22 protein-coding genes and 1 pseudogene are annotated in these 22,076 nt (G+C 56.5%); 13 read left to right on the top strand and 10 right to left on the bottom strand.

Features of this window, described 5'->3' with window-relative positions:
• Positions 1-197 precede the first annotated feature (197 nt).
• Positions 198-905: pseudogene (locus D1823_RS06715) on the top strand (IS6 family transposase).
• A 179-nt stretch (positions 906-1,084) separates the two neighbouring features.
• Positions 1,085-1,603 (top strand): redoxin domain-containing protein, encoded by a 519-nt coding sequence (locus D1823_RS06710; protein WP_117869185.1) that lies wholly within the window; start codon positions 1,085-1,087, stop codon positions 1,601-1,603.
• 24 nt (positions 1,604-1,627) lie between these two features.
• Here D1823_RS06710 and D1823_RS06705 read toward each other — a convergent pair whose 3' ends face one another.
• Positions 1,628-2,296, bottom strand: a complete 669-nt coding sequence (locus D1823_RS06705; RefSeq protein WP_117869184.1) for a GntR family transcriptional regulator — start codon at positions 2,294-2,296, stop codon at positions 1,628-1,630.
• 322 nt (positions 2,297-2,618) lie between these two features.
• On the opposite strand from D1823_RS06705, the gene D1823_RS06700 reads away from it, so the two are divergent.
• From D1823_RS06700 to D1823_RS06655, 9 genes are all read left to right on the top strand, one after another.
• On the top strand, positions 2,619-3,593 hold the full coding sequence (locus D1823_RS06700) for a TRAP transporter substrate-binding protein (RefSeq protein WP_117869183.1): 975 nt from the start codon (positions 2,619-2,621) through the stop codon (positions 3,591-3,593).
• Positions 3,594-3,669: 76 nt separating this feature from the next.
• Positions 3,670-4,203, top strand: a complete 534-nt coding sequence (locus D1823_RS06695) for a TRAP transporter small permease (protein ID WP_117869182.1) — start codon at positions 3,670-3,672, stop codon at positions 4,201-4,203.
• Between the two features lie 2 nt (positions 4,204-4,205).
• Positions 4,206-5,492, top strand: coding sequence for a TRAP transporter large permease (locus D1823_RS06690; protein WP_058272447.1), 1,287 nt, complete (start codon positions 4,206-4,208; stop codon positions 5,490-5,492).
• Between the two features lie 19 nt (positions 5,493-5,511).
• Positions 5,512-5,931 carry a heme-binding protein gene (locus D1823_RS06685; protein ID WP_117869181.1) on the top strand — a complete coding sequence of 140 codons (420 nt, stop codon included), beginning with the start codon at positions 5,512-5,514 and terminating at the stop codon, positions 5,929-5,931.
• Positions 5,932-5,956: 25 nt separating this feature from the next.
• Positions 5,957-6,829 carry an NAD(P)-dependent oxidoreductase gene (locus D1823_RS06680; protein WP_117869180.1) on the top strand — a complete coding sequence of 291 codons (873 nt, stop codon included), beginning with the start codon at positions 5,957-5,959 and terminating at the stop codon, positions 6,827-6,829.
• Positions 6,830-6,883: 54 nt separating this feature from the next.
• A complete protein-coding gene (locus D1823_RS06675; RefSeq protein ID WP_117869179.1) occupies positions 6,884-7,627 on the top strand; it encodes an SDR family NAD(P)-dependent oxidoreductase in 744 nt (247 codons plus the stop codon).
• A 355-nt stretch (positions 7,628-7,982) separates the two neighbouring features.
• Positions 7,983-9,083 (top strand): mandelate racemase/muconate lactonizing enzyme family protein, encoded by a 1,101-nt coding sequence (locus tag D1823_RS06665; RefSeq protein WP_117869178.1) that lies wholly within the window; start codon positions 7,983-7,985, stop codon positions 9,081-9,083.
• Positions 9,080-10,120, top strand: coding sequence for a zinc-binding dehydrogenase (locus tag D1823_RS06660; protein WP_117869177.1), 1,041 nt, complete (start codon positions 9,080-9,082; stop codon positions 10,118-10,120). Before D1823_RS06665 ends, D1823_RS06660 begins: the two co-directional genes overlap by 4 nt.
• Positions 10,117-10,887, top strand: a complete 771-nt coding sequence (locus D1823_RS06655) for an SDR family oxidoreductase (RefSeq protein ID WP_117869176.1) — start codon at positions 10,117-10,119, stop codon at positions 10,885-10,887. The genes D1823_RS06660 and D1823_RS06655 overlap by 4 nt, the downstream gene beginning before the upstream one ends.
• A gap of 30 nt (positions 10,888-10,917) precedes the next feature.
• Here the strand turns inward: D1823_RS06655 and D1823_RS06650 are convergent, their stop codons facing one another.
• From D1823_RS06650 to D1823_RS06620, 7 genes are all read right to left on the bottom strand, one after another.
• Positions 10,918-11,337, bottom strand: coding sequence for a secondary thiamine-phosphate synthase enzyme YjbQ (locus D1823_RS06650; protein ID WP_117869175.1), 420 nt, complete (start codon positions 11,335-11,337; stop codon positions 10,918-10,920).
• A gap of 112 nt (positions 11,338-11,449) precedes the next feature.
• The gene (locus D1823_RS06645) at positions 11,450-12,313 is read right to left on the bottom strand and encodes a sugar phosphate isomerase/epimerase (protein ID WP_117869174.1); all 864 of its coding nucleotides are present in this window, start codon (positions 12,311-12,313) and stop codon (positions 11,450-11,452) included.
• 12 nt (positions 12,314-12,325) lie between these two features.
• The gene (locus D1823_RS06640) at positions 12,326-13,216 is read right to left on the bottom strand and encodes an NAD(P)-dependent oxidoreductase (RefSeq protein WP_117869173.1); all 891 of its coding nucleotides are present in this window, start codon (positions 13,214-13,216) and stop codon (positions 12,326-12,328) included.
• A 223-nt stretch (positions 13,217-13,439) separates the two neighbouring features.
• Positions 13,440-14,621: a mannonate dehydratase gene (gene uxuA, locus D1823_RS06635; protein ID WP_117872777.1), complete on the bottom strand. Its 1,182-nt coding sequence runs from the start codon at positions 14,619-14,621 to the stop codon at positions 13,440-13,442.
• Positions 14,618-15,670 carry a Gfo/Idh/MocA family protein gene (locus tag D1823_RS06630; protein WP_117869172.1) on the bottom strand — a complete coding sequence of 351 codons (1,053 nt, stop codon included), beginning with the start codon at positions 15,668-15,670 and terminating at the stop codon, positions 14,618-14,620. Before D1823_RS06630 ends, uxuA begins: the two co-directional genes overlap by 4 nt.
• Complete coding sequence (locus D1823_RS06625) at positions 15,667-16,668, bottom strand: Gfo/Idh/MocA family protein (RefSeq protein ID WP_117869171.1); 1,002 nt, start codon at positions 16,666-16,668, stop codon at positions 15,667-15,669. The genes D1823_RS06630 and D1823_RS06625 overlap by 4 nt, the downstream gene beginning before the upstream one ends.
• Positions 16,665-17,681: a Gfo/Idh/MocA family protein gene (locus tag D1823_RS06620; RefSeq protein WP_117869170.1), complete on the bottom strand. Its 1,017-nt coding sequence runs from the start codon at positions 17,679-17,681 to the stop codon at positions 16,665-16,667. Before D1823_RS06620 ends, D1823_RS06625 begins: the two co-directional genes overlap by 4 nt.
• A 123-nt stretch (positions 17,682-17,804) precedes the next feature.
• On the opposite strand from D1823_RS06620, the gene uxaC reads away from it, so the two are divergent.
• Together uxaC and D1823_RS06610 are read left to right on the top strand one after the other, a co-directional pair.
• A complete protein-coding gene (gene uxaC, locus D1823_RS06615; RefSeq protein ID WP_117869169.1) occupies positions 17,805-19,148 on the top strand; it encodes a glucuronate isomerase in 1,344 nt (447 codons plus the stop codon).
• The gene (locus D1823_RS06610; protein ID WP_117869168.1) at positions 19,149-20,345 is read left to right on the top strand and encodes a mannitol dehydrogenase family protein; all 1,197 of its coding nucleotides are present in this window, start codon (positions 19,149-19,151) and stop codon (positions 20,343-20,345) included.
• Here D1823_RS06610 and D1823_RS06605 read toward each other — a convergent pair.
• Both D1823_RS06605 and D1823_RS06600 read right to left on the bottom strand, forming a co-directional pair.
• A complete protein-coding gene (locus D1823_RS06605) occupies positions 20,332-21,195 on the bottom strand; it encodes a sugar kinase (protein WP_117869167.1) in 864 nt (287 codons plus the stop codon). The two genes, D1823_RS06610 and D1823_RS06605, sit on opposite strands and share 14 nt — an antisense overlap.
• A complete protein-coding gene (locus D1823_RS06600) occupies positions 21,192-22,073 on the bottom strand; it encodes a DMT family transporter (RefSeq protein ID WP_117869166.1) in 882 nt (293 codons plus the stop codon). The genes D1823_RS06605 and D1823_RS06600 overlap by 4 nt, the downstream gene beginning before the upstream one ends.
• Positions 22,074-22,076 lie beyond the last annotated feature (3 nt).

Here is a 22,076-nt window from a genome sequence, read left to right as displayed (position 1 = left end):
CTAAACCTGTGCGAAAATCTCCGCAGTGTTAAGTCAGCCCTGACCTCGCTCCTATTGCTATTGCAATAGTGTGACCAGAAAACTGGTAGCCACACTAAGCGAGAAGAAAACAAAAACCGGGAATTAGATGAACTTAGACCGGCATTTTCAGAGGAAACCGGCTTGAGGCGGGTAGGGTGGTTCCGTAGCTTCTTGGGATGACAAAACCCAATCCAATTCGCTACTTCGAAACCAGCCCAGAGATCATTCGCCTGGCCGTTATGATGTATGTCCGGTTCCCGCTGTCGCTGCGGAACGTGGAAGATCTTCTGCATGAGCGTGGCATCGACGTAAGCCACGAAACGGTGCGGTTTTGGCGGAACAGATTTGGTCCAGTGTTCGCAGCTGAGATCCGCAAAAACAGGGTGAGCCGGATTCGTTCTTACTCGAACTGGCAGTGGCACTTGGACGAGGTTTTCGTGAAGATCAATGGCAAGACACACCACCTTTGGCGGGCCGTTGATCACGAAGGTGAAGTGATGGAAAGCTTTGTCACTAAGCGCCGGGATCGTAATGCAGCGTTGAAATTCTTAAGAAAATCAATGAAGAGGTATGGCCGGCCGGAAGTGATTGTGACGGACAAACTTCGGTCCTATGGCACCGCTTTGAGAGTTATTGGCAACGCGTGAAGGCAGGATACGGGATGCTGGGTGAACAACCGAGCGGAAAATTCACACCTTCCATTTCGACGAAGGGAACGAGTGATGCTGCGTTTCCGACAGATGCAATGTTTGCAAAAATTCGCCGCTGTCCATTCTTCGGTGCACAACCACTTCAATCAGGAACGCCATCTTTATTCACGACACAATTTTAAAGTTAACCGAACCGCCGCCCTCGCCGGGTGGCGCCAGCTTTGTTCCGTATAAGTTCACGCATCTGCCGGCAAACTGAGATTGGTTCGAATTCGTCTGAAAGCACCATCGAGCGCGCCTTTCAAGCACCCAATGATATCGCGTTCTTGGTTTCAATCATTGCCTTAACGTGACATGAACTAAGCTAACGTTATCCGCGCAAAGCCATTGTTTATAGAACAAAGGAACGACTCATGACCTCAGCCAAACCAAATGTAGGCGCGCAAATCGAGCAAATGAGTTTTATGAGACTGGGGTCTGAGGACAAGGTTACGATCGGTCAGCAAAGAGACCGCTGGACCATGCTGTTTGTCTATCGAGGCAAGCATTGTCCACGCTGTAAGCGCTTCTTGAACAAGTTGAATGCGGCGCTGCCGGCATGGGATGACGTTATGGACGTTGTTGTTGTCTCTGCTGACACCAAGGAAAAAGCTGCGGCAGACAAAGCGGAATTTGGCTGGGATTTTGATCTTTGTTATGGAATGACCGAAGCGCAAATGCGCTCGCTTGGTCTTTATGTGTCATCACCTTTATCTGAAGCAGAAACAACGGGTCTATTTGCCGAACCTGGTGCGTTGGGTATCCGTCCGAACGGGACGCTGATGCTGGTCGATATCTCTAACGGCCCTGCGGCACGTCCCGATTTGGACGAGCTTTTGGACGGAATGAAATTCAATATTGATAATGACCGTCCGGAACGAGGAACGGCCTGAGACCACCAGATCGCTTGGCCTCGGTTACTCAAAGTAGTCTGGGTGCGTCTTGTGAATGAAGTCGATGGTTTCGTCGAGGCGGGACAGGTGTTTTCTGACAGAGGCTTGCGCTTGGTCATGGTCTCCTGCCGCCATAGCCTCTGCAATCTCACGGTGGTCGGCGAGGATGGCTTCTGCGGCACTACCCTTTTCAAGGCTGAGCATACAAAGCCGGTCAACCTTTTGCTTTGATTCTAGCATCACATCAAAGGCCATCGGATTGCCGCTGAGCACATAGATCAGTTTGTGAAAATCATAGTCCAGCGTGTGAAACGCCGACAGATCACCTTCACTGATCGCCTGCTCTTGTAAGGCGAGATTTTCTGCAAGTTTTGCTTCACGTGTTGCGTCCCAAACATCCATTGCTCGATGGACGATCTCCAACTCTACCGCCATTCTAACCAATCGAGCGAGAGCCACACGCTCCATCGAAAATCCCCGAACTATGGTCGCCTTTTGTGGTCGTATTAAGAGCAGATCTTCGTTGCCGAGCCTTGTGAACGCGTTGCGAACAGGTTGGCGTGATACACCGAATCGGCTCGCTACCTCAGATTCGGAAAGCTTCGTGCCGGGAAGAATTTCAAGCGAAACGATTTCGTCGTGTAGCGCTTCATAGACCGCATCGGTTGTGGTTCGTCTGACTATTTCTTCCACGGTATGTTGCTTGCGCCCTCTGTCTTGATCACGTTTTAGTATTCCCGATTCACCGTTAGGGCATTGAAATCAATCTTGTTTTCTAGTGACTTCCGCTTGAGCGAACCAATTTGGACCTTTCACCTATCAAATGCTCTGCGCCTTCGACTGTCAAGCAATCTGACATACTAGATGCTCACAGTTGACAGAACTTGGATACTAGTGTCCCTTTAGTGACAGCAGCGATTCTGGTTCTTGGGGAAATCGAAAGCTATGTGGCTTACGGTCTCTGAAATTCCATGAAAGCCAAATCCTGTCCAAAATTAATCGGGGAGGAGAACCCATGACTTTCACGAAATCGTTCTTTGCGACTGCGACCGCCGTGGCACTGATTGCAACATCAGCTTCAGCCGAAAACTGGCGGGCCTGGAACATCCACAACGACGGCCATCCCAACACGGCTGCAATGGACAAGTTTGCCGAACTGGTTGACGCTGCTACAGACGGCGAAGTTACCGTCGATGTGTTCCACGGTGGTGTTCTGGGTTCCCAACCGGATGCCCTTGAACAGGTTCGTATCGGCGCAATCGAGGTCGGTAACTTCAACCTGGGTCCCATTGGCCCAATGGTAAAAGAAGCTAACCTTGTATCGCTTCCTTTCATCTTTAAGGATGTGCCGCACATGTTCCGCGTGCTGGACGGCGAAGCTGGTGAGGTTGTTTCAGCTGCAATGGGTGAAGCAGGCGTTCTGCCACTGGCATGGTTTGATGCCGGTGCGCGTTCTTTCTACAGCCAAAAGCCGATCAACACGCCCGCAGATGTCGAAGGTCTGAAAATCCGTGTGATGAACAACGATCTTTATACATCGATGATTTCGGCTATGGGAGGAAACCCGTCTCCAATGGCTTTCTCCGAAGTTCAGCAAGCTCTGAAAACCGGCGTTGTTGATGGTGCGGAGAACAATTTCCCGTCGTTCAAGAATGTCGGTCACTATGAAGTGACCACAAATTATTCTTTGTCCGAGCACCTGATTATCCCCGAGTGCATCTGCGTGAACACGGCCAAATTCAACGCGCTGTCGCCTGAGTTGCAAGCCGCTGTGCGCGGTGCAGCAGAAGAAGCCGCACTGGTCCAGCGTGAGCTTTGGGCAATTGGCTCTGAGCAAGCGCGTAAAGATGTTGAAGCGGCTGGTATCACGGTCAACGAAATCGCCGACAAAGGCCCATTCCAGTCCGCAATGGATTCGGTTTATGCAGACTACTTGGCTGCAAATCCTGACATGAAAGCGTTGGTGGAAATGGCGCAAGCTACTGAATAAGTTGCTTTAAAAGTCCAACTTTGAGCGCCCGGCTCCACCAATTGGATGCCGGGCGTTTTGTCTCAAAGGAAATCCAATGCAAGAGCCAGATACCCCACCTGCCGCCATGCGCAACATGGACAGGATCCTTGATCTGCTCGCACGAGTTTGCATGTTGCTGTCCGGCGTCGCCATTGTTGTAATGACAGCGATCTTTGCCTGGCTGGTATTCGGCCGCTACGTTCTGAACAACACGCCCACGTGGGTCGAGCAGGTTTCACTGCTTTTGGTCATGGTCATCGCGTTCCTCGGTGCGGCTGCGGGCGTGCACAATCACACGCACCTCTCTGTTGTTGTGTTCCGCAATATAGTTCCGCCCTCTGTGCGAACGGTTTTCGTCGTGGTCTCTGATGTCCTGATGGCAGGTTTCGGTGGCATGATGTTTTGGTACGGAGTCGAGTTGACCAAATTCAAATGGAACACCCTGATCCCGCTCATCCAATGGTCAGAGGGCTTGCGCTCCTTGCCTCTGACAATCAGCGGCGCGCTGGTGTTCCTTTTTTCTACTGGCCATCTGATCCGCCTGTTTTTGGGCCGAGACGAACGCCAAGACAACATAGATCAGGGATAGTCATGGGACTCATGATTCTGTTGGGGGTTTTTGCCCTTTGTGTCATCATCGGTGCGCCAGTGGCATACGCCCTTGGTATCGCTGCATTGGCTTCCTTTTGGTTTGAAGGATTGCCGCTGTTTGTTGGATTCCAGCGTATCGTGTCGGGGATCAACGTCTTTTCGCTAATGGCGATCCCGTTCTTCATCTTTGCAGGCGAGCTTATGTTTCACGGTGGTATCGCGATCCGGTTGGTTCGGTTCGCGCAGGCTGCCGTAGGCGCTGTGCGCGGTGGGCTTGGTATCGTCAATGTCTTCTCGTCCATGTTATTTGGTGGCATTTCCGGGTCGGCAATTGCCGATATCTCGGCGCTTGGGTCGATCCTGATACCGGTGATGAAAGACAAAGGTTATGATGCCGACTATGCGGTGAACGTCACAGTGACATCATCAATTGCCGGGATCATCATCCCACCCAGCCACAACATGATCATCTTTGCCCTTGCAACAGGCGGTGCTGTTTCAATCTCAAAACTGTTTCTGGCTGGCGTTGTGCCCGGCGTCCTTATGTGTTGCTGCCTTGCAATTGCAGCGTATGTCGTAGCGGTCAAACGTGGTTATCAGGCCGAGCAGTTTCCAGGTTGGACCGCACTTGCCATTGCTTTTGTGGGTTCGATTCCGGGTCTATTGACGGCCGTGATCATTGTCGGAGGAGTCTTGTCAGGCGTCTTTACGGTGACTGAATCCGGCGCGTTCGGGGCAATGTATGCCTTTGTGGTGACGCTTGTTGTCTATCGCAGCCTGTCCTGGGAAAACTTCAAAACCGCTGTTATCTCTTCGGTGCGCACAACGTCTATGGTGATGATCCTGATCGCCTGCGCTGGTGCCTTTGCCTATATGCTGACGTTCAACCGGGTGCCGACAAAAACAGTCGAATTCCTGTTGGGTATCACAGAAAACCCGATCCTGATCTTGTTGATGATCAACGCTGTGCTGTTGCTCTTGGGGATGATCATGGACATGGCCGCGCTCATCCTTATCTGCACGCCGATTTTCCTGCCGGTGATGAACATGCTGGGTATCGACCCGCTGCAGTTCGGTATGATCCTTTTGGTGAACCTCGGTCTTGGTCTTTGCACGCCACCTGTCGGGACCTGTCTCTTTGTGGGGTGTGCTGTTGGAAAACTACCGATGGAGAAGGCGGTCAAAACGATTTGGCCTTTCTACCTCGCCATCTTTGCCGCGCTCATGCTGATCACTTTTGTACCGGCAATATCGCTGACGCTGCCGAATCTGATCATTGGACCCTAAATCAAAGGAGAATGAGGCGATGCTGACAATAAGACGCCTGGACATCGATGACGCGGGCAAGTTAATCGCAGGAGCGCGAGCCAAAGCGCAGGAAATCGGCGTGCCAATGTGTATTGCCGTCACCGACGAAAGCGGCAACCTCATCGCGTTTGAGCGGATGGACGGCGGCAAGATCACCAGCATCAACCTAGCCATCGACAAGAGCTTCACCGCGGCCGGCATCCAAAAAGGTACGGACGCTCTTGGTGAAGCTAATCAGCCGGGTATGGCCGCACATGGAATATCTTCATCGTTGGGGGGGCGCATGGTGACTGTTTCAGGTGGCCTCCCTGTGACGGTTGACGGACATGTTGTCGGCGGGATCGGAGTGAGCTCGGGCTCACCAGCGCAAGATCTCGAAGTCGCGCATGCAGCGGTCACAGCGCTCTGCGAAGTCTAATTAGAAAGAGATTAAGGAGTCAGATATGACAAAACCCGTCATCGGTTTCATAGGCCTCGGTCTCATGGGCGGCAACATGGCAGAATGCCTGCAAAACAACGGTTTCGATTTGGTTGTCATGGGCCGCAACAGGGAAGCGGTGGCCGCCACAGTCAACCGCGGCGCTGTGGAGTTTACGACCCCACGAGAGCTTGCTGCGAACAGCGACATCGTGATGCTATGTGTAACGACATCGGAAGTCGTCGAAAGCCTGATCTATGGCGATGACGGCATCTTGGCAGGCATAAAAAAAGGTGCTGTGGTCATTGACTTTGGGACTTCCATCCCAGCGTCCACACGAAAAATTGGCGCTGATTTGGCCGCCAAAGGTGCCGGTATGGTTGACGCTCCGCTCGGACGCACGCCAATGCACGCCAAGGATGGTTTGCTGAATATCATGGCAGCGGGGGATATGGCCAACTTTGAGAAGGTGAAGCCTGTCCTGGATGTACTGGGGGAAAATGTCTTTCACCTCGGCGAACTGGGTGCGGGCCACGTGACCAAGCTCATCAACAACTTTATGGGTATGACGACGGTTTGCACCATGAGCCAAGCCTTTGCTGTGGCTGAACGTTCAGGGGTAAACAAACAGCAGCTTTTTGACATCATGTCAGCTGGACCGTCTAATTCCCCCTTTATGCAGTTTTGTAAGAACTACGCGGTGGATGGTGTCAGCGATTTGGGGTTTTCGATTAACAACGCCAACAAGGATCTTGGTTACTTCCTGAAGCTGGCCGAGGACGTGGGCACTCGTGCCGAGATCGCTGAAGGAACCGCGAACAACCTTCAGGCCGCCGCGGACGCAGGCATGGGCGACGGCAACGTGCCGGAAATCTTCGACTATTTTGCCAAGCTTTAGCGTCAGATCAATCAGTCACGCATAGCAGCACCAATTGAACGGGGAAGAACAACCATGAGACTTCAGGGAAAGACCGCAATTGTCACGGGTGGCGGCCGCGATATCGGGCGCGCCTGCGCTGTCAAACTTGCCTCCGAAGGGGCAAATGTCGCGGTGAACTATTTCGCCAGTAATGCCGGCGCCGAGGAAACCGTAACCGAGATCAAAAAGATCGGTGGTCAGGCGTTTGCAATGCAAGGCGACCTGAACAAACCCGAAGAGGTCGATGCGTTGATCGCCAAGACGGTCGATACCTATGGCAGCCTGAACATTCTGGTGAATAATGCCGGAGGTTTGATCGCGCGCAAGAAAATCACCGAGATGTCGCTTGAACATTGGCAGGCTGTCATGGATCTCAACCTGACCAGCACGTTTCTTATGGTCAAAGCGGCTCTGCTGCATATGAAATCCGGGGCGATTGTAAACATCGCCAGTCAGGCGGGTCGCGATGGCGGCGGCCCGGGTGCTTCGGCTTATGCAACATCAAAAGGCGGGGTCATGACGCTCACCCGTAGTCTTGCAAAAGAACTGGGTCCCGATATCCGTGTCAATGCAATCTGCCCAGGTATGATCGACACGGATTTCCATAACATCCATACTCCCGATGCAGGCCGTCGCGGGCTAGAAGCAGCCGCGCCGCTCAAGCGGCAAGGCCGGTCTCAGGATGTTGCGAACCTAGTGGCGTTTCTAGCAAGCAAGGACGCGGCTTATCTGACCGGAACCAATGTCGATATCAATGGTGGGATGCTGTTCTCGTGACCACGGCAGAACAGGTTACATAATTGTCGAACGCTACCGTTTCTCAAACTTCGAAGTACAGGAAACCGAAAAATGCGTATTCTTACGATGGGTGAATGTATGGCCGAAATGGCCCTTTCCGTCGTCAGAATTTTTGGAACCAATTGCGTGTTAAGCTATGAGAGAGTTTGGCTCATCCTTCGTGGTGATTATGCGGGGCGTTGCCTGTGATGCAAGCGTGTCTGAACTTTGAAAACGGCCGGGGCACCATCAGTTTCAGTGCCTATTGGCAGATGGTCATACGTGGAGTCTTTCTTTTTGCGGTCATCCTTTTACAGTCTCGGGTTATTGTTAGGCAGCAGAAGGTCTTAGGTTCGTGAATCGCATAGAGAGTGTTTCAGCGCGGCTGTTCAACGTCCCGCTCGCCGAGGTCCTGGTCGATGCCAAACATGGGGATCACACGTTCTTTCAATTGATCACCGTCACCATTCAAACGACGGATGGGATCGAGGGGGTCGGGTATACCTATACGGGGGGCAAGGGAGGTCATGCCATCCTGGCGATGATCCAGCATGACCTGGCGCCGTTCCTTGTAGGAAAAGACGCCGAACAGATCGAAAGCCTGTACGATGCCATGCAGTGGCACGTGCACTACGTCGCACGGGGCGGGATCGCCTCGTTTGCCATCTCAGCCGTGGATATTGCCCTGTGGGATATTCGCGGCAGAACGCAGAATGCACCATTGTGGCAGATGGCCGGCGGAGCGTCCAAACGATGCAAGGCCTACGCTGGCGGGATCGACCTGAATTTCTCGTTGAAGAAACTGCTGCGCCAGACCGAAGGTTACCTTGCGCGTGGGTTCAACGCAGTCAAGATCAAGGTCGGGCAACCGGATCTGGCCGACGATCTTGCGCGTGCCCGGGCGGTGCGCGAGATGTTGGGAACGGACCGGTTCTTCATGGTTGACGCGAATTATTCGATGACCGTCGAACAGGCAATCGTGGCGGCCCGAGGGTTCGCCGACTGCGATATCTTGTGGTTTGAGGAACCGACTATTCCAGATGACTACAAAGGCTATGGCCGAATTGCCGAAGCGACAAGCGTACCCCTTGCCATGGGTGAAAACCTGCACACCATACACGAGTTCGAATACGCTTTCGATGACGCGAAGCTGAGTTTCATCCAGCCCGATGCCTCAAACTGCGGCGGGATCACCGGCTGGTTGCGCGTGGCCGCGCTAAGCGCACAGCACGGTATTCCGGTTTGCAGTCATGGGATGCAGGAGCTGCATGTCAGCCTTGTTTCTGCGCAACCCAAAGCAGGGTGGCTAGAAGTACACTCATTCCCAATAGACCAGTACACGACCCGTCCGCTGGTTGTGGAAGACTGTCTGGCAGTAGCCCCGGATACTCCGGGAACCGGAATAGAATTCGACTGGGACAAATTGAACGCGGAACACAGGGAGATGCATACATGACGACCCAGACGATCTCTGCGGCATACTACAGGGGCAACAAGAGCTTTGCTGTAGAGCAAGCCCAAGCGACGGCTCCGGGCCCCGGCGAGGCTGCGGTTCGCGTTGCCTATTGTGGGATTTGCGGGACGGATATGCACGTCTACCACGGCAACATGGATGCCCGTGTCGGCCTGAACCGGGTGATCGGGCACGAGATGTCTGGTGTCGTCGAAGCAGTGGGCGAGGGGGTGCATACGGTACAACCCGGCCAGAAGGTCGTTGTCCGGCCGCTTGATCATTGTGGCGAATGCCCGGCCTGCAAGCGGGGGCATCAGCATATCTGCCAAAATCTCAAGTTTCTCGGCCTGGATACCGATGGCGCCATGCAAGAGATATGGACCGTTCCGGCCCACACATTGCACGTTCTGCCGGACGACTTGCGCATGGATCACGCAGCATTGATCGAGCCAATCGCCGTTGCTTGCCACGATGTGCGCCTGTCTGGCCTGCAACCTGCTGAGGACGTTGTCGTTATCGGCGGCGGCCCGATCGGTATCCTGGTTGCCATGGTCGCGCGGGATGCAGGTGGAAATGTTGTGATTTCCGAGGTGAATCCGAACCGTCTGGCGATAGCCGAAAAACTTGGCTTTGACACGATTAACCCGACCGAATCCGATCTGGTGGCCACGATTAACGCACGCACGGGCGACAAGGGTGCAGATGTGGTTTTCGAGGTGTCGGGAACGCAGCCCGGTGTTGATGCGATGACCGCGGTTGCCGCGACGCGGGCCCGGATCGTAATGGTCGCGATCCATGCTCAAAAGCCCCAGATCGACCTGTTCCAGTTCTTCTGGCGAGAGCTGCAGCTGATCGGTGCTCGGGTCTATGAGCCAGAGGATTATGAAAAAGCCATCGCAGTTGTTGCCTCGGGCGGAGTGGACGCGGATGTTGTGATTACCGACGTCAACCCTCTGTCAGACATTCAGGCCGCGTTCGAAGCACTGGATAGCAGCCCAACCGCAATGAAAAGCCTGATCGAAGTAGGACCGCGTTCATGAGTGTTTTGCAAAGTTTCGACCTGACGGGAAAGACCGCCCTTGTGACCGGGTGCAAACGCGGCATCGGGCGCGGCATGGCCGAGGCACTGGCGTCGGCCGGAGCCGATATCATCGGCGTGTCTGCCTCGCTCGAGCTGTCCGGGTCGGATGTCGAAAAAGCAGTCACGGCGATGGGGCGCAATTTCCGGGCTTACCAATGCGACTTCTCGGATCGGGCCGCGCTGCATGGGTTCATTGATCAGTTGAGGGCCGACGGACAAGCCCCTGATATCCTTGTCAACAACGCCGGTACAATCAAACGCAAACCCGCCGCCGAGCACCCGGACGACTGGTGGGACGAAGTGATCGAGGTGAACCTGTCCTCGCAGTTCGTTCTGTCTCGCGAGATCGGCAAGGACATGCTGGTTCGGGGTTCGGGAAAGATCATCTTCACTGCCTCGTTGCTGACATTTCAGGGAGGGATCACTGTGCCAGGCTATTCGGCCTCGAAAGGTGGGATTGGACAGCTGACCAAGGCATTGGCCAACGAATGGGCCGGGCAGGGCGTGAACGTGAATGCGATCGCCCCCGGCTACATCGCGACCGACAATACCCAGGCCCTGCAGGACGATCCGGTCCGGTCGAAGTCGATCCTGGAACGAACACCACAGGGTCGTTGGGGTACGCCCGATGATTTTGCCGGACCGGTGGTCTTTCTTGCCTCTGCCGCGTCGGACTTCGTCAACGGAGAAATCCTTGTCGTCGACGGGGGGTGGATGGGTCGGTAGCACCGGCAACGCACCATTTGACCCAAAGCGTCAAGTCCCGATGTAGTGCACCTTCAATCGGCGCGTTTTGGGCGTCTCGCGATGTTCGAACAGGTACAGGCTTTGCACGCGACCCAACGGAAGCTGCCCCTGTTCGACCGGGATCGATACTTGAGTTTGCGTCAACAGCGCCCGCAGATGCGACGGAGCGTTGTCGTCCTCGGTCGGGCGGTGGTGATACTTGCCTGGTGACTTGGGTATGAGTTCCTCGAAGAACGTCTCGATATCCTTGAGTACCTCGGGATCGGCATTGGCCTGCACCAACAGCGCAGCACCCGTGTGGACGCACCAAAGGGTCAGCAGGCCCGAGCCAAATCCATGTTCAGACACCGCACGCTGAACGATCCCGCTGATGTCGGTGAGGGATTTGCCGGACGTTTCAATTGACAGGTTAAAAAACTCTTGTTTCATCCAGCAGGCCCTTTTCCTGATCCCGCGCGAACGCGCCCAGCCTCCTACACCCCATTTGGCGTTCAGCTTTACGGTGCATCCATTGAATTTGTAACGCTGTTTGCCTCGATGTTCATGCAAACAGGCTTTTAAACCTGTCCACACACAGACGAAAACCATCTTCGAAGTTTCCGTTGCCGGGGTGATAAACACTCTCGAAGGAAATGACGCCATCATAGCCGTCGGATCTGAGCGCGTCGGCGATGGGTTGAAGCAGAGGCGCAAGCTGGCCTTCACCCATGCGGCACACTTCCAGCGTTGCCCGCGGCGTGTCGACCTTCACGTCCTTGATGTGAATGTGACCCACGTAGCCGCCGCGCAGTTCTTCATAGCCATCCGGGTATGCCAGTTCATGACACCAGCAGTTGTTTCCAGGGTCCCACAGCACTTTCAACGCGTCTTTTGCGTCCAACTCGTCAATCAGCTTGCGGGCCGTATAGTTGGAATTGACCAGTGTGCCGTTTCCGGTTTCCACGACAAGCTTCACCCCCTCAGTTCTTGCCAGTTCAACCGCAGGCGCGATAAGCGGGGGCATCGAGTTCCATACCCCATGCGCTACGTTCCACTTCTCGGCGCCGTTTTTTCCCCAGAGTATCTGCTCTTTTCGTTGGGTCATGATCCGAACCAGCGAAGACCCCACGATATGCGCCATGTCGATCACGCGTTTCAAGGCGTCCATGTGCCGAGTGTGCAGATCGTCGCCTGGCCTGTTGGCAGCTGTCATCCCTGCAAAGATATGGCGCGACAAACATGACACAGGCTTGCCCCGGTCGCGCAAGAGCGCATCGATCTCGGCAATTTCCTGCGGGGAATGGTCCCCGACCTCCGTATCACCAACGAACTGAAGCTCTGCATAGTCCAAGCCGAACTCGTCCATCACGTCCACGGCATGCCGCAGATCGCGGGAAATGCCGTCGCAAATCACACCTAGTTTCATGTTCGCTCCCCCTCAGCGATGCAATTCTGCGCCAACGATCTCTTCGATGACGCGAGTACACACCCAGTTGTCGCCTTTCGGGTATTTGGTTTTTCCTGCGTGAAAGATCTGCATTGCGGATGACGCTGTGTGCATTGGAACGCCCAACGCACCGGCTAGTGCCAGAGAGATCGTCAGGTCCTTATGCATGGTTGCGATATGACTACCGGTGGCCTCGAACTTGCGATCAATGATGTTTTCAAGGGCGGTATTCACGACGCCGCACCCCGCGCTGGATGAGGAGAAAACATCAAGCAATGCCTGACCGCTGACACCGGCTTTGGCTGCCAGGGCCGCAGCCTCGAATGTGGCGGAAAAGATCGATCCGATAAGGGATTGCAGGCAGGCTTTCACGGTTTGCCCGTCGCCGGCGTTTTCTCCGACCTGATGAATGGTTGCCGACACTGCCTGCATGACTTCGGCATTTCGGTCCAGCACATCCTCAGGACCGGCAGCCATCATCGTCAGTGTGCCGTTCTGCGCGCCGGGAAACCCACCCGAGACCGGCGTGTCGATCAGGTGGATGCCCGAGCCCTCCATGTCTTGCCCGATAGCGCCTGCTTCGGCCGGGGTAATGGTCGCCGACAGGATGACCGTTCCGCCTTTGGCCATGTTCGCAACCAGGCCGTTTTCACCCAGAATGACATCGCGGGCCTGATCTCCGTTCATAACCATGACAAACACACTGGCGGCGTGACGGCCGACCTGTCCCACGCTGTCCTTGGGCAGGCCGCCCATGTCGGCAAATGCCGTCAAGCGTGTCTCACTCAGGTCGAAACCGGATGTTTCAAAGCCGTTCTTGATTAGGTTTTTAGCCAGGCCGCTGCCCATGTCGCCAAGACCGATTACGCCTGCGGTTTTCATTTGAACCTCTCCCGTTCTTCCGCCATTGCCGTATGGCAGACGTTTCGAAAAATGATGCCCAATCGCATCGGTTTTCGCGGGAGTTTCACGCGTCTTGAACAGACTTCGGGCGAGTCCGGAAGACACCCCGCTGCCCGTTTACGTGCCGTAAGTAAACGAAGAATGCGGCGGTCAGGCAAGCAAAGAAGTGTTGCGGCGGAAAGAAACTGCATGACCCGACGCGTTACGAGAACGCCGCCATGATGCCGCGCAGTTCCGCCAACCCGCGCATTCGTCCGATCAGCGGATAGCCGGGAGTGCTGTGTCCGCCCAGATCGCTCAGCAGTTCTTGTCCGTGGTCGGGCCGCATCGGAATTTGCCAGTCGCCACGCCCTTGGGATTTGCGGCGGCGCTGTTCGTTCATCAACTCGCGAATGGTACTGACCATGTCGGTGTCGCCCTCCAGATGCGGGGCCTCAAAGAAGTCCGGCTTCTGGCTGTCTGACCCTGCGATGCGTCGGGTGTTTCGCAAATGGACAAAGTGAATCCGGTCGCCATGCCTGCGCACGAAGTCCAGTCCATCGAATTCGGGGGACACTCCCAACGACCCGGTACACAGCGTTGCGCCGTTCGCCGACAAATCAACGGCATCCAGAACGGCGCCGTAGTCATCGGTGCTGGACATGATTCGCGGAAGACCGAGCAACGAAAACGGCGGATCATCCGGATGGCAGCACAAGCGCTGCCCCTGCTCTTCAGCCACCGGAGCGACCTCGGACAGGAAATCGATCAGGTTTGCGCGAAGCCGGTCACGGTCTATGTGAGCATAGGTCTGCAACAAAGCGCGCACGTCCTGCACGCTCCACTGATCGTTTGCGCCCGGCAGCCCCGCAGTGACATTGTGCTTCAATTGGGCCCTGGAACGATCCGGCATGCCCAAAAAACGGTCCGTGGCCACTTGCTGGACGGCGCTGGAATAGTCTTCGGACGCGCCCGGCCGCTTGAGAATATGTATGTCGAAAACTGCAAAATCCGTCAGGTCGAACAGCATGGCCGTTCCCCCGTGCGGCTGCGGGGCGCGAAGGGCGGTACGCGTCCAATCCAGGATTGGCATGAAGTTGTAGCAAACGACTTTGATGCCACGGGCGGACAGGGCCCTGAGGCTGGACTTATACGCCTGCAGATGTTCTGCCATGTCAGCGGACTGCGTCTTGATCGCCTCGGAGACGGGCAGGCTTTCGACAACGTCCCAACTGTACCCGGCAGCTGCCAGCAACGCCTGCCGATCGGCGATGCTCGGTTCGTCCCAGGGTTCTCCCGGCGGGATGTGATGCAGTGAAGTTACAATGCCCTGAACACCGATTTGATGGAGATCGGCCAGGACGATCGGATCATCGGGGCCGAACCAACGCCAGCATTGTTTCATGGCAGCCATCCTTCATACAGCGGGTGATCGGGCCTGATAGGAAGGGCAACGCGCTGCCCGGTACGAGCCGCGTGGTAAACCGCCGTCACGAGCCCGATGGACGCAGCACCGTCCTGTAGCGTAACGGCCGAGTTTGCCTCGAACCGCAGAGCCTTGCCTACTTCGGTAAAGAACCCTTCGAACCCCGTTGGCTCGACCGCGGCGAATGCAAGAGCGTTGTCGACGGCGACCTGATCCACCGAGTCCCGCGCGACGAATGTCCAAGGCGATTGACCCGGAGCATAGGGTTCCGTGCCAGAAGTCGCGGTCAGTTTTTCAAAGACGAACCGCAGGCGGGTTTCGTCGGTGGCGGCGCCCAGGGAGATGCTGCTTGTGCACAATGCTCCGGAAGTCATGCCAAAGCAGATTGCGGCGCAGTCTTCGGTCTCGATCGGGTTGACCCGCGTTGTGACCATCGCAGACACCCAGGCGATATCACCCGCGATATGAGTCAGCAGATCATGGTTGTGGATCGCATGGCCCAGCACTGCGCCGCCGCGTTCACCGGTCCAAGTTCCCCTCCAGGGCACCGCATAGTAGTCTGCCCCTCGGGACCAATGGGTTTCCAGCGCGGCGGTTTGGACGGCTCCGGTCAGGCCTGCGCGCTGCAGATGGCGCAATTGTGCCAGTGACGAGCCCCACCGGTATTGAAAGACCGGAAACACCTGCCTGCCTGCGCTGCGTGCGGCTGCCGTGATCCGATCCACATCCTGCATCGAGGTCGCAAGAGGTTTCTCGCAGACGACGTGTTTTCCTGCGGCCAGTGCCGCAAGGGTGGTCGGTACATGCAGATGGGGCGGCAGACAGATGTCGATGACATCTATCGTCGGATCATCCAGCGCGTCCTGAATGTTGCTCAGTGCTCGAAAATCCGAGTTCTGTCGGATCTGTTCGATCCGATCCGTATTCTGGTCGACAACGGCGGCTACTTGGAAGGTGCGACCAAGCCGTTCCAGCGCGTTCAGATGCTGCTCACCGATACCTGCGCCAAGGATCGCAACGTTGATCATCTGCGTTCCGCCAATTCCTGCGCGCGCAGCGCCAGTTCCATGACCGTAAAGCAGTGGGTCTGCGTCATTGCGGTTTCGGTCCGGTTGCGGATGTCGTCGACGAGGCGCGCGAAGTAGGGAAGGCCGGCGTCGGTTGCGTCGATCTTTTGGCAGGTTTCGCCGTTGACGAGGATCAGATGGTCTGTACCAGAGGCCCCGCCTACATCGACGTATTTCCGCAACTCGATATATCCTTCGGTGCCCAGGATTGTCAGACGACCATCCCCCCAGTTTGGCAGGGCATCCGGCGTGAGCCAGTCAACCCGGATGTACCCGGTACCATTCTCGCTGCACAGATTGACTTCGCCAAAATCCTGCAATCCGGGATCGTTCGGGTTTGCGTAGTTCGCCACATAGGCGTTCGTGATCTCCGCGGTTTCTGAACCTGTGTAGTGCAGGAACTGATCAATCTGATGCGAGGCGATGTCGGTCAGAATCCCGCCGTAGCGGTCACGCTGAAAAAACCATTCCGGCCGGGTTGCCCGGTTTAATCGGTGCGGGCCAAGACCGACCGTCTGGATCACGCTTCCGATCGAACCGGCCTTGACCAACTCGGTCGCCCGGGTGCTGACGGGCGTTTCAAACCGTTCGGAAAAATTCACCGACCAGATTCGACTGGTGTCCGCGACCGTTCGCTTGATATCGTCGAGTTGCTCGAACGTCGTACAGCCCGGCTTGTCGCTCATGACATCCATGCCGTGCTGCATGGCGCGGACTGTCAACGCGGCCCTGTCCGCCGGTATTGCCGAAATCAGCGCCAGATCCGCCCCGCAGTTCAGGGCGTCTTCCAGTCGGGCCAGCCGCGGAATATCGGGAAACCTTTTGACATAGCCCGCCAGCGTTTCCGGATCGCCTTGTGTCCAATAGCCAACGCAGTCCATGCCGATTTTGCGCATGTTTTCCGTCATGCCATAGATATGGCGGTGGTCCAGGCCAAGGGCGACGCAGGTCAGACTCATGAGGCGACTCGTGTTTTCTGGCCGGTTCGATTGGCGATCTGCATCGCGTCGATGACGGCGTGGGTCAAAAGGGCACTGCGTCCGGTGGCCATGGGCTGCCCTTCACCGGCAACGGCCTTGGCAAAATCCTCGATGACCGCTTGATGCCACGCATGGGTGAACGCCATGGGATCGGCCCCTCCGCCTGTGGCGGCGGTTTCGCCAACCGTTGATTTCCGGCCATTGAATGTGGTCAAGGTCAGGACACCTGACTCCAGATAGGCCTTGGCGCGCGTGCCCTGTATGGTGATGGACTCAGCGGCCCCCGGAAACTCGGCGGTGGTCGCCATCAACGTGCCCACTGCGCCGTTTTTCATTTCAAAGACAGCACCTGCCCAATCCTCGGCTTCGAGATCGTGCAACGGAGTTTTTCTCATCACGGCCTGAATGTCCGAGATCGGCCCCAGCAGCCACATCGCAAGGTCAAGCGTGTGGATTGCCTGCGAGATCATGACACCGCCTCCGTCGCGTGCATAAGTTCCGCGACCAGGCTCGTCATAGTAACTCTGATCGCGCCACCAGGGGACACGGATCTCCACCGTTGCGATCGCGCCCAGCTCACCTTGTTCAACTGCCGATTTCAGGGCTTGCGAGGCGGCGCGGGCGCGGTGTTGAAAGACGATGCCCAGCGGCACGCCTGACGCCTCACACCGATCGACGATGGCTGTCGCGGCGTCCAGCGTTCTTTCGATGGGCTTTTCCATCAGGATCGGTTTCGAAGCGGTCGAAAGAACCCGCACCAACTTTGTGCGCTGATCGGGCGGAGTTGCGATGATCGCAAAGTCGACGTTTGGGTCGTTTGCGATTTCCTCGACCGAGCTGAATGCGCGGGTATCGTTTCGCCGCGCGAACTCAGCTGCCTTGTCAGGATTGCGCCCGAGGACTCCGGCAAGACTGAGGCCTTGATCCGATGCCCGAATGGCGGCGACATGCGTGCCAGAAACCATCCCCAAACCAATCAGCGCAATATTCATTCATTCCCCCGGATCACACGGTCAGTCTGCGGGTTCGAACGGGAAAGATGCAACCATTAAAAACTGTGTTAACAATTGCGGGCAACTGTATCGGAGGCGGAATTGACTGGTGGTTTGAAAGGGATGGCAGAAGACCTGTACCTCGGTATCAAGGACCTGCCGATCGTGTCTCCGCATGGTCACTGCGATCCGGGGTGGTTTGCAACCGATGCGCCGTTTCCCAACCCGGCAGAGCTGCTGGTGGTTCCGGACCACTACGTGTTCCGTATGCTCTATTCGCAAGGCGTTCCATTGTCCGAACTTGGCGTTGGCGAAGAGGGCCGAAAGAAGGATCCTCGCGCCGTGTTTCGCACCTTTGCCGAGCATTGGCATCTGTTTCTGGGGACGCCATCCCGGATTTGGATGAACCACGTGCTGAATGAAACGTTTGGCGTGTCTGAGGATTTGTCCTCGTGTACGGCCGACCTGATCTATGACGAGATTTCGGGAAAACTGGCGCAACCTGAATTTCGCCCGAGGGCCTTGTTCGACAGGTTCGGAATCGAGGTTCTGGCCACCACTGATTCCGCTCTCGACGATCTCGCGGAGCATCAGATTGTCCGCACAAGCGGTTGGGGCGGGCGCGTAGTGCCGACTTTCCGCCCGGACGGGGTTTTAGATGGGGCGGACCCGGAATTCGTGCAGAACCTGGACAAGTTGGCGGAGCTGACAGGCTGCGATCTGGGCAGCTATGATGGCTACCTCAACGCGCTGCGAATGCGACGAGCTCATTTCATTCAACTGGGTTGTACGGCCACCGACCACGGTATTGAACGCGTGCAGACCGAGTGGCTGGGCGACGCGGATGCGCTTTACCAACGGCTGAGACGGCGGGAAGGTACGGAACAGGACGCCCGCCGCTTCTATGGGCATATGCTGATCGAAATGGCGCAGATGTCCGTCGATGATGGTCTGACCATGCAGATTCATGCCGGTAGCAAGCGCAACACCAACCACGCGGTGATGCGGGAATTCGGACGGGACAAGGGGGCTGACATTCCAATCGCGATGGATTGGGTTACGGGCCTTGAGGCGCTTTTGAACCGGGTTGGAAACACGGCGGATCTGCGCGTCATCCTTTTCACACTGGACGAAGGCTCCTATGCTCGTGAACTGGCTCCTATGGCGGGACATTGGCCGTGCCTTCGGATCGGGCCGCCTTGGTGGTTCCATGACAGCCCAGCCGGGATTGCGCGGTATTTCGATCAGGTCGTTGAAACGGCCGGATATTACAATCTGGCTGGATTCAATGACGACACGCGGGCCTTTTTGTCCATACCGGCACGTCACGACCTGTGGCGACGGGGTGTGGCGCTTCATCTGGTCGAGCAGGTTGCGCGCGGCTATTTCGGGCGGGACAGTGCCGAGCATCTCGCGCGGTTGCTGGCGGTCGATCTGGCGAAACAGGCTTACGGATTGCAAAGCTAAATGGGTACAATTCTTCACTTCGGCCTCGGAAACTTTGCGCGGGCGCATTTGCTGGATTACACCGATCAAGCGGGCGGATGGGACGTTGTCGGCGTCAGCCTGCGTTCATCCTCGGTTCGGGATGGATTGGCCCGACAGGGCTTCGAATACGATCTGTGCGTACAGGGGCAGGGCGTCCGTCGCATCAAAACTCTGCGGGACGTTCTGGTCGCGCCCGAGGATCGTGCAGCGGTTTTCACTGTAATGGCGGATGCTGAGATCATCTCGGCGACCGTGACCGAGAAAGGTTATCATTTGGATGCCGCGGGCAAGCTGAACCTTCAAGACCCGGCGATTGCCGCCGATCTGGCGGGGCAAGGGCCTGCGACGCTGATCGGGTTTCTTGCCTTTGGCCTTGCGGAACGGCGCAAGCCAGTGACGGTGCTTAGCTGCGACAATCGTATGGAGAACGGAAAAACGCTTGAAACAGCGGTTGCCGATTTTGCGAAAGCAGCCGGTCTGGACGTGAATTGGGACGCTGTTCGCTTTCCCAACGCGATGGTCGACCGGATCACCCCGGCCACCACGAACGCCGTTCGCGCAATCAGCGGCGACCCTATGGCTGTTCCGACAGAGGCGTTCTCGGAGTGGGTCATCGAAGGTAGTTTCGCCGGCCCGCATCCGGATTGGCCAGGTGTGCAACTGGTCGATGACGTGGTTCCGCACGAGACGCGAAAGCTGCGCATGTTGAACGGTGCGCATTCCCTGTTGGCTTATGCCGGATTAGAGCGGGGTTTGACCTATGTCCACGAAGCGGTTGGAGACCCGGTTTTGCGCCCGCTGGTTTCCGAGTTGATGAAAGATGCGGGCGCAACGCTGCCCGCTGCACTGCAAGCACAGGTCCCGGACTATGCCGAGTCCCTGTTGCGCCGGTTTGAAAACCCCGAGCTGGCGCACCGGCTGGACCAAATCGCGATGGATGGCAGTCAGAAGCTGCCGTATCGGTTTGTTCCCACACTCCGTATAACCGGCTCTCAGGCGGTGATCGCGGGGATGCAGGCCTGGATTTCCTATTGCATGTCCGAGACCGCCGAAGGCAGGGCGCTGAACGATCCTTGCGCGTCAGAAATCGCCTCGGCCGTTAAACAGCCAGACCCGGTAGTGCCGCTTTTGCGCCTTGTCGGCGCTGAGGATCTCGCGCCACTTATCCAGGAATGATTGCGCCGCGGACCTGAACAACAGTGGATGCCAGATTGTGTCCGGCCATCAGGGCCTCGGCCTGCGATTTTCCGGTCAGCAAGGCCGCGAGGTACCCACCGTTGAAACTGTCGCCCGCGGCTGTGGTATCCAGCACGTTTTTGGCAGGCTCATAGGTCTGCTTAATGTTCTGACCGATCGACAGGGGGCCATCCTCTCCGCGTTTCAACGCACCGATGCCGTGATGATCGGAAAAGCGTGCCGCCACCTGATCCGGGCTTTCCCCGAACAGCGCCATCTCGTCGTCAATGGACGGCAGGGCAATGTCTGCACGCTGCCAAAGCCGTTGGTTGATCTGCCGGGCGTGCTCGATGCTGTCCCAAAGACGCGGACGAAAGTTGCTGTCATAGACTAACCGGATGGAAGAGCCTTCGAGCCAGTCCAGCAGCGCAAGTCTCACCTCGTGCGGAAGAATGGCCACGGAAATCCCTGACAAGTACAGCACGTCGTAGCCGTTCAGCAGACTGAAGTCGTGATCGCCAAAAAGCTGACGGGCGGCTGCCTCGCTGCGCCAATAGGTAAAGCTGCGTTCACCGTTCGCAGATGTCGTGATCGCATAGAGTCCCGGGGAGGCGTTCGGAATGATGCGGATGCCGGATGTCACGATACCATGACTGGCGATGAACCCCGCGATACGCTCCGAGAACGGGTCGTCGCCCAGACATGTTACATACTCCACCTGCAAATCAGGAGCGGCGCGGTGCATGTAGATGGCGGTGTTCAGCGTATCCCCAGCGACGCCCACCTTTGCGCCAGATTCCAGCATGGACAATTCGATCATGGCTTCGCCGATACAGGCAATTCGCGTCATTTCTTTTCTCTTTTCCAGATTATGAGGCCTGCAACCATGATCAGCGCGGCCCCTGCCAATGTGAATGCGTCCGGTATCGTGTCAAAGAACAGATAGCCCCAGATCGCAACGTAGATCAGGAACGAATAGGTGAATGGCATCAACTGGTTCGCCGTTCCGAAACGATGCGCGTTCGTCAGCAGTTGATGCCCGCACCAGCCAAAGACGCCAAGACCGATCAAAACAATCAGGCTCCAGGTGTTTTCCGGCTGGACCCAGAACCAGATGGCGAAAGGCAGTAGGACCACCGTCCCGGTAAGCCCGAGGTAGAACTGCATGGTGTCCACGGCAACAACCCCGGACAGCCTGCGCGTCATCATCGAGTACAAGGCCAACGCTGTGGCGTTGTAGACGATCAGCAACATGGTCGGATGAAAGGCCGTGCCAAGCGGCCGGACGACAACCAGAACCCCCAGAAAGCCCAGGATGATGGCCGCCCAACGCCAAGGGCCAACGCTCTCTTTCAACACGAAAACGGACAGAAAACACACGATGACAGGGCTTGAGAACATGATCGCTGACACGACGGTCAAAGGTAGAAACCGCAGGGCATAAAAGTTGAAAACGGTCGCAGAGATCAGCAGCAAGGCCCGGCTGATGACTTGCCATGGGTGGTCGGTCTTGAACCGGCCAGCCTCAATCCCGCCTTTGGCGATCACACCCACCGAGATCACGAAGTGTCCCGCGTAACGCATGAACGCCAATTGAAATGCCGGCACGCCGGCCAACGCCAACCACTTGGCCCCAAGGTCCACCAGTGAAAAGAACAGCCACGCTGTCAGCATCAGCACGATGCCCAGGCGCGGCAAGTCCGCGGTGGGGTTGGCGGTGACGGCCATCGT

The organism is Ruegeria sp. AD91A, from assembly GCF_003443535.1.
Classification (GTDB): domain Bacteria; phylum Pseudomonadota; class Alphaproteobacteria; order Rhodobacterales; family Rhodobacteraceae; genus Ruegeria.
Note: the sequence above shows the minus strand (reverse complement) of the source record. Positions and strands in the feature narration are given on the sequence as shown.

What these genes read in the sequence shown, in the direction of transcription:
- D1823_RS06710 (WP_117869185.1), top strand. Translation starts at nt 1,085, where the DNA reads ATGACCTCAGCCAAACCAAATGTAGGCGCGCAAATCGAGCAAATGAGT.
- D1823_RS06700 (WP_117869183.1), top strand. Translation starts at nt 2,619, where the DNA reads ATGACTTTCACGAAATCGTTCTTTGCGACTGCGACCGCCGTGGCACTG.
- D1823_RS06695 (WP_117869182.1), top strand. Translation starts at nt 3,670, where the DNA reads ATGCAAGAGCCAGATACCCCACCTGCCGCCATGCGCAACATGGACAGG.
- D1823_RS06690 (WP_058272447.1), top strand. Translation starts at nt 4,206, where the DNA reads ATGGGACTCATGATTCTGTTGGGGGTTTTTGCCCTTTGTGTCATCATC.
- D1823_RS06685 (WP_117869181.1), top strand. Translation starts at nt 5,512, where the DNA reads ATGCTGACAATAAGACGCCTGGACATCGATGACGCGGGCAAGTTAATC.
- D1823_RS06680 (WP_117869180.1), top strand. Translation starts at nt 5,957, where the DNA reads ATGACAAAACCCGTCATCGGTTTCATAGGCCTCGGTCTCATGGGCGGC.
- D1823_RS06675 (WP_117869179.1), top strand. Translation starts at nt 6,884, where the DNA reads ATGAGACTTCAGGGAAAGACCGCAATTGTCACGGGTGGCGGCCGCGAT.
- D1823_RS06660 (WP_117869177.1), top strand. Translation starts at nt 9,080, where the DNA reads ATGACGACCCAGACGATCTCTGCGGCATACTACAGGGGCAACAAGAGC.
- D1823_RS06655 (WP_117869176.1), top strand. Translation starts at nt 10,117, where the DNA reads ATGAGTGTTTTGCAAAGTTTCGACCTGACGGGAAAGACCGCCCTTGTG.
- D1823_RS06650 (WP_117869175.1), bottom strand. Translation starts at nt 11,337, where the DNA reads ATGAAACAAGAGTTTTTTAACCTGTCAATTGAAACGTCCGGCAAATCC.
- D1823_RS06645 (WP_117869174.1), bottom strand. Translation starts at nt 12,313, where the DNA reads ATGAAACTAGGTGTGATTTGCGACGGCATTTCCCGCGATCTGCGGCAT.
- D1823_RS06640 (WP_117869173.1), bottom strand. Translation starts at nt 13,216, where the DNA reads ATGAAAACCGCAGGCGTAATCGGTCTTGGCGACATGGGCAGCGGCCTG.
- uxuA (WP_117872777.1), bottom strand. Translation starts at nt 14,621, where the DNA reads ATGAAACAATGCTGGCGTTGGTTCGGCCCCGATGATCCGATCGTCCTG.
- D1823_RS06630 (WP_117869172.1), bottom strand. Translation starts at nt 15,670, where the DNA reads ATGATCAACGTTGCGATCCTTGGCGCAGGTATCGGTGAGCAGCATCTG.
- D1823_RS06625 (WP_117869171.1), bottom strand. Translation starts at nt 16,668, where the DNA reads ATGAGTCTGACCTGCGTCGCCCTTGGCCTGGACCACCGCCATATCTAT.
- D1823_RS06620 (WP_117869170.1), bottom strand. Translation starts at nt 17,681, where the DNA reads ATGAATATTGCGCTGATTGGTTTGGGGATGGTTTCTGGCACGCATGTC.
- uxaC (WP_117869169.1), top strand. Translation starts at nt 17,805, where the DNA reads ATGGCAGAAGACCTGTACCTCGGTATCAAGGACCTGCCGATCGTGTCT.
- D1823_RS06610 (WP_117869168.1), top strand. Translation starts at nt 19,149, where the DNA reads ATGGGTACAATTCTTCACTTCGGCCTCGGAAACTTTGCGCGGGCGCAT.
- D1823_RS06605 (WP_117869167.1), bottom strand. Translation starts at nt 21,195, where the DNA reads ATGACGCGAATTGCCTGTATCGGCGAAGCCATGATCGAATTGTCCATG.
- D1823_RS06600 (WP_117869166.1), bottom strand. Translation starts at nt 22,073, where the DNA reads ATGGCCGTCACCGCCAACCCCACCGCGGACTTGCCGCGCCTGGGCATC.